The sequence below is a fragment of the Bacillus sp. ISL-7 genome (assembly GCF_018613065.1).
The window spans coordinates 1-5298 of sequence record NZ_JAGGQW010000088.1 but is presented as its reverse complement, the minus strand read 5'-3'; the positions used below and the strand labels follow the sequence as shown (position 1 = coordinate 5298).

Annotated in this window: 2 protein-coding genes, 10 tRNA genes and 1 pseudogene; 10 read left to right on the top strand and 3 right to left on the bottom strand. The window is 37.9% G+C overall.

The features are described from left to right. Positions 1–37 precede the first annotated feature (37 nt). From J7E66_RS29170 to J7E66_RS29125, 10 genes are all read left to right on the top strand, one after another. Positions 38–110 (top strand) — tRNA-Ala (locus J7E66_RS29170). 7 nt (positions 111–117) lie between these two features. Further along, positions 118–210 (top strand) — tRNA-Ser (locus tag J7E66_RS29165). 31 nt (positions 211–241) lie between these two features. After that, positions 242–315: transfer RNA gene (locus J7E66_RS29160), tRNA-Met, on the top strand. Positions 316–318: 3 nt separating this feature from the next. Beyond that, a tRNA-Asp gene (locus J7E66_RS29155) sits at positions 319–395 on the top strand. 69 nt (positions 396–464) lie between these two features. Then, a tRNA-Phe gene (locus tag J7E66_RS29150) sits at positions 465–537 on the top strand. Between the two features lie 32 nt (positions 538–569). After that, positions 570–654 (top strand) — tRNA-Tyr (locus tag J7E66_RS29145). A 9-nt stretch (positions 655–663) separates the two neighbouring features. After that, a tRNA-Cys gene (locus J7E66_RS29140) sits at positions 664–737 on the top strand. A gap of 9 nt (positions 738–746) precedes the next feature. Beyond that, positions 747–820, top strand: a tRNA-Gly gene (locus tag J7E66_RS29135). Positions 821–824: 4 nt separating this feature from the next. Continuing rightward, positions 825–898, top strand: a tRNA-Ile gene (locus J7E66_RS29130). A gap of 24 nt (positions 899–922) precedes the next feature. Continuing rightward, positions 923–997, top strand: a tRNA-Asn gene (locus J7E66_RS29125). A gap of 1165 nt (positions 998–2162) precedes the next feature. On the opposite strand, the pseudogene J7E66_RS29120 reads toward J7E66_RS29125, so the two are convergent. The 3 genes and pseudogenes from J7E66_RS29120 to J7E66_RS29110 form a co-directional block, all read right to left on the bottom strand. Beyond that, positions 2163–3305, bottom strand: a pseudogene (locus tag J7E66_RS29120) (IS91 family transposase). Then, on the bottom strand, positions 3302–4174 hold the full coding sequence (locus J7E66_RS29115; protein ID WP_215006873.1) for a tyrosine-type recombinase/integrase: 873 nt from the start codon (positions 4172–4174) through the stop codon (positions 3302–3304). Before J7E66_RS29115 ends, J7E66_RS29120 begins: the two are co-directional and overlap by 4 nt. Before the next feature lie 436 nt (positions 4175–4610). Then, a complete protein-coding gene (locus J7E66_RS29110; RefSeq protein ID WP_215006870.1) occupies positions 4611–4850 on the bottom strand; it encodes a hypothetical protein in 240 nt (79 codons plus the stop codon). Positions 4851–5298 lie beyond the last annotated feature (448 nt).

Genomic DNA, 5298 nt, shown 5'->3' with positions numbered 1-5298 from the left:
TCCTGTCTTCCCGACCATTCTTTACTTATAACTTTATGGGGCCTTAGCTCAGCTGGGAGAGCGCCTGCTTTGCACGCAGGAGGTCAGCGGTTCGATCCCGCTAGGCTCCACTTATTCGGAGGAATACCCAAGTTTGGCTGAAGGGATCGGTCTTGAAAACCGACAGGCGGGTCATACCGCGCGGGGGTTCGAATCCCTCTTCCTCCTCCATATTTTTTATTAAATAAATGATTTCTATTGTCGCGGGGTGGAGCAGTCTGGTAGCTCGTCGGGCTCATAACCCGAAGGTCGCAGGTTCAAATCCTGTCCCCGCAATATGGTCCGGTAGTTCAGTTGGTTAGAATGCCTGCCTGTCACGCAGGAGGTCGCGGGTTCGAGTCCCGTCCGGACCGCCATTTTTATCCCAGTAGGTTAACTACTGTTATTATAGATTTTTTTTTTTTTTTAGAAAAGTATATATTCTAGGCTCAGTAGCTCAGTCGGTAGAGCAAAGGACTGAAAATCCTTGTGTCGGCGGTTCGATTCCGTCCTGAGCCATCGTTAAATTTAGAACTCTATTAGTCTTATATGGAGGGGTAGCGAAGTGGCTAAACGCGGCGGACTGTAAATCCGCTCCCTCAGGGTTCGGCGGTTCGAATCCGTCCCCCTCCACCATAGTAGTTAGGCAGCATAGCCAAGTGGTAAGGCAGAGGTCTGCAAAACCTTTATCCCCGGTTCAAATCCGGGTGTTGCCTCCAAATTTTAATGCGGGTGTAGTTTAGTGGTAAAACCTCAGCCTTCCAAGCTGATGATGAGAGTTCGATTCTCTTCACCCGCTCCAAATTGGGCCTATAGCTCAGCTGGTTAGAGCGCACGCCTGATAAGCGTGAGGTCGATGGTTCGAGTCCATTTAGGCCCACTATACTAATTTATATTTTATTATTCCGCAGTAGCTCAGTGGTAGAGCTATCGGCTGTTAACCGATCGGTCGTAGGTTCGAGTCCTACCTGCGGAGCCATTTTTTAAACCGAAGGGACGCTATGCTTGTTCCTTTTTTATAAAAACCACCTTTAAAAAAGAATTTATTTTTTAAAGGTGGTTTTTCTGCGTCTAATAGAGATAAAATTCCTACAGTTAGGAACTAACTACATAATTATGGATACTTACAACATATTTTGGGGAATTTACAACACATTTACGGATACTTACTACATATTTACAGACACTTACTACATATTTTATAAAACTTCCGACATTTGCTGGATAAAAATTAGGAATTCGTTTAAGCAGAAGATATTTACTACCTATTTTTGGTGACTTATACCGCCGCAGTAATAGGTATAGGCACGAATCCTGGTTCCTTTTTAAAAGTGTCATGTTGAGGACAGTTTTCGACATTCTTCACAGGCATTTGGAATACTAAATCTAGTAATGGAGCGGTCTGAGGCTGCTTTAAATCAAACGTTTGGATAGTATCAAAAAGCCGTGATTTTCATAGAATCATGGAGGTTTGGGAGAAACTGATCTGTTTTTGTAGAAAGGTGGGTTATTTCCTGCGGAATGTCAAACGCATCTCGACAATCTACATGCAAGAGTTGTAAGGGAATTTCTTTTATTTCAGTACTTCCAGCTATTTCAATCAAACGTTTAATTAGTATAGCTTATAGGGTATTTAGTCGAAAGAGTGTCGTTTAGTGACGCTAGCGATTTGATCGCTATTTTCCCCTCTTTTTTTCTTACATTTTTCAACACTAATTATATGAATTGGGAAGGATGCTTCGATATATATCAAGGATTTAGGCGATTTTAATCAACGGTTGATTTGTTAGGATACTTGGGAGAAAAGGGGGAAATTTGTCAGTTCATAAAGACCCGAGGACGGTTCTTTTAGGGGACAATCGGAAGTTTTGCGCGTAAAAAGGCACAACTAGTGGTTAGATCTAGTTGTGCTTTTTGGTTATCTTGTAAAAGGATCTCAGCGCAAAATTTTTGATTGCCTAAGAAGAATGAAGTCGCGTCATGGCCTATGGGGTTTCAATCCCTGGGTATTCGGTGATTTTTGATTATATTGGCTGTCTTCATATTCCAGTAACTAATTTTATATAATATTAATCTGTTTTTAGATACAGTTTCCCCCTCCCCACTAAAGAGGCAGTTTAAATAAGTATTCTTTTCGCTCCTAGTCATGGTACCACTTCGTGGGCGGCTGACCTTAAATGTGACTTAGTACAGGATGGACACAAAGTTACATCTTTTCCTGTAATAAGAGAGACAATTTCTATCGTGCTAAGTCCTGTAAATTTAGGTAGGTAAGTTGGACTATTCGTTAGCTTCCGGCACAATTTGAGTTTTGTTTTTTTATTTCGATTAGCCAGTAGACCATAATGTCTGATCTTCACCAATCCCTTCGGGAGAATATGCATGAGAAATCGGCGAATAAATTCTGTAGCTTTCATGGTTACTGTCTTTTTTTGATTATTGTTTCGATAATCCTTCACTTGGATTGTTACAGTTTCTTTATCTATCGAAACGATTCGATTATTTGATATGGCAATTCGATGTGTATAATGGCCAAGATATTGTACCACTGCCAATGGACCTGAAAATGTCCGTTTGGTGTAGCTGTACCAGTTAAGCGAGTAACATTGATCCATTAAACTCTGGAACTCTTTTGGATTTTCGTATTTTTTTGCATCATTATAAAAAATAAGGAGATTCTGTTCATAATATTTTTTTAAATAATACAGATACTTTCCCCGAAATTTTTTGGACAGTACTTTTACGGGGATAAAGAATTTCTTACTCGAGTTACGCCATTGATTCTGTTTGGAAAGTCCTCCTGCTAAAACTACCGTATGTATGTGAGGGTGGTAATGCAGGTTTTGACCCCACGTATGCAAGACAGAGAAAAAGCCAATTTGGGCACTAAGATACTTTTTGTCTTTTGCGAGCTCGGTAAGGGTTTCCGCTATGCATTTGTACATTAAATCATAAAGTAATTTTTGATTATGGTAAATTACTATGTGCAGCTGTTCCGGCATGGTAAATACCACGTGGAAATAGGGCGCATTGAGAATATCTTTTTTTCTATTATCCACCCAAACTTCTTTATTGACCCCTTGGCACATGGAGCAGTGCCGATTCCGGCAGGAATTATATCTGACTTGGGTATGGCCGCATGTTTTACATTCATAGGCATGTCCACCTAAATGGACTGTTCGACATCTCATGATGTCGTTGGCTGCTTTAGCCTATTCAGGAGACGTTTTATATTTTTCTTTATATTGTGGATAGAATGTCATAAATATTTCTTGAATGGTAGTCATTCTTCATGATCTTCCTTTGAATCCAATGGACTTTTAATGCCCATCAGGCTCTTAGAGGTCATATGCAGGTACGTCTGCGTCGTTTTAAGATTTTTATGCCCAAGCATCTGTTGGATAAACACTGGATCTACCCCATCTTCTAAAGAATGGGTTGAAAAACAATGTCTTAGTGTATGAGCAGATATATTAGGGTCAAGGTAAAGCTTGTCCCGAAGTTTTATTATTGTATTTTTAATAGTTTTGACATTAATGTGCTCCCCAGGGGTTCGACCTGGAAATAGCCAATCACTCAGTTTATAGTTTTTAGTAGGGAAATAAGCTTTAAAATACTCCCGAAGCACTTTTAGTGCTGTTTGAGATAAAATCGTATACCTGTTGGTATTATGTTTTGCATTTTCCACACGAATTCGCATGGTTTTACTGCAGATATCACTAATTTTTAATTTAGCTACTTCGCTTACTCTAAGGCCACTGCCATAGATCAGAAGAAGGAGAGCTTTATGTTTCAAATTATTAGTTGAATTTATAAGTGAAAGTACTTCTTCTTTGGAAGGAATAACAGGGAACTTCTGAATTCTTTTCATTCTCGGAACCTTTAATGGATTCCATTCTTTTTCTAATACATAGGTAAAGAAAAACTTAATGGCTGAAATATAATTATTGATGGTCCCTGCAGAAAGTCCCTCTTCTTTTTTTAGATAAAGGATGTATTGTTGGATATCGTCATGGCTCAATTCTTTTATGGGTCTTTTTATATTCTGCATATAGTTTAAAAAGGCCCGCATTCTTCGCCAATAGGATTCTCGAGAGGAGTCTGGAGTACCCTTAAGTTCAAAGAAAAGCTCAACTTTTTGTTCATATTGTTTCATGAAATTTCCTCTTGATAATTGATTAATAATAAATAAATAAGTCAATAATCAGAAGGTGGAGCTCTCCCTAACCTAAGAGAAATATGTATTTGTATTTTTCGAATTGTTGGTGGTAGAGTCATCATAAGAAAAAAGTATGTCCTTCCGTAGTTTGTTTGGTTTGGCGATTGAACAATACTACGATAGACATACTTTTTTATTTTTATTCATTTTTAGGGATAAGGAATTCACCAAAGAGCCATCGCGTTAGCGATTTCGTTCTTCTTGGAGGTTGTGGGAACCATCGCTGAGGACATTGAAACTTCCTGAAGCATTATTTCTGCTGCTTAGCTATGAAAAGGTGCTTTCTTAATTCAGGTGCCAGTCGCCGAGCGATAAAGATATAAAAACCATGCTGCTTTTTACCAGCATGGTTTTTAGACTATGGTTCGGAGTATTATTCCTCGAACGCTTCCATCAATTCCCGTAAATCTTTGATGGCTAGTTTTACACTCTCTTTTTTATTTTCATGCACTCCAGTTCCTAATAAATCATCGTGTTGAGGGAAGGAATTATTCGCTAAGCTTTTGTAGCCCTCTGGAACTGTGAATATTTCTACAGTGATCGTAAATCCCAGGCTTATATAGATTTTTATAATTTCTAGTTCTTCATTTTTAACTTTTGTTACAATTCTCATATGATAATCATCTCCAAATAGAAAGCAATCAAATTCATAGATTTAGATTTTATATATTTATAGTTACTTAAACTAGTATACGCTAAAATCCTACCCTATTTCCAGTGCCTGTTAGGCCATGATATTTGTTGAAGACTGCAAGTGGCCAGGGTTTTGGTTGTTGATTTAAAAAGATAAGATATTGTTATCTCAAGAAATAGTTTTAAAGAAGTGAACTTTCCTAAAAAAAGAAAAACTTTCTGTTGCATTTGTAAATTGGAGATGTTATGATAGATAAGTTGCTTTTAACGGCGGTTTTAATAGTTAAAAGTGAAAACAAAAAAGTTATATTATTATATTGACATAGTAATTGAGATTTGATATAATAACAAATGTCGCTTCTGACATGATAGATTGTTCTTTGAAAACTAAACAAACAAAAACGTTCAAACAAACAAAAAATATCGTG

Coding starts and splice junctions, on each gene's coding strand:
- J7E66_RS29110 (WP_215006870.1), bottom strand. CDS start 4,850: ATGAGAATTGTAACAAAAGTTAAAAATGAAGAACTAGAAATTATAAAA.
- J7E66_RS29115 (WP_215006873.1), bottom strand. CDS start 4,174: ATGAAACAATATGAACAAAAAGTTGAGCTTTTCTTTGAACTTAAGGGT.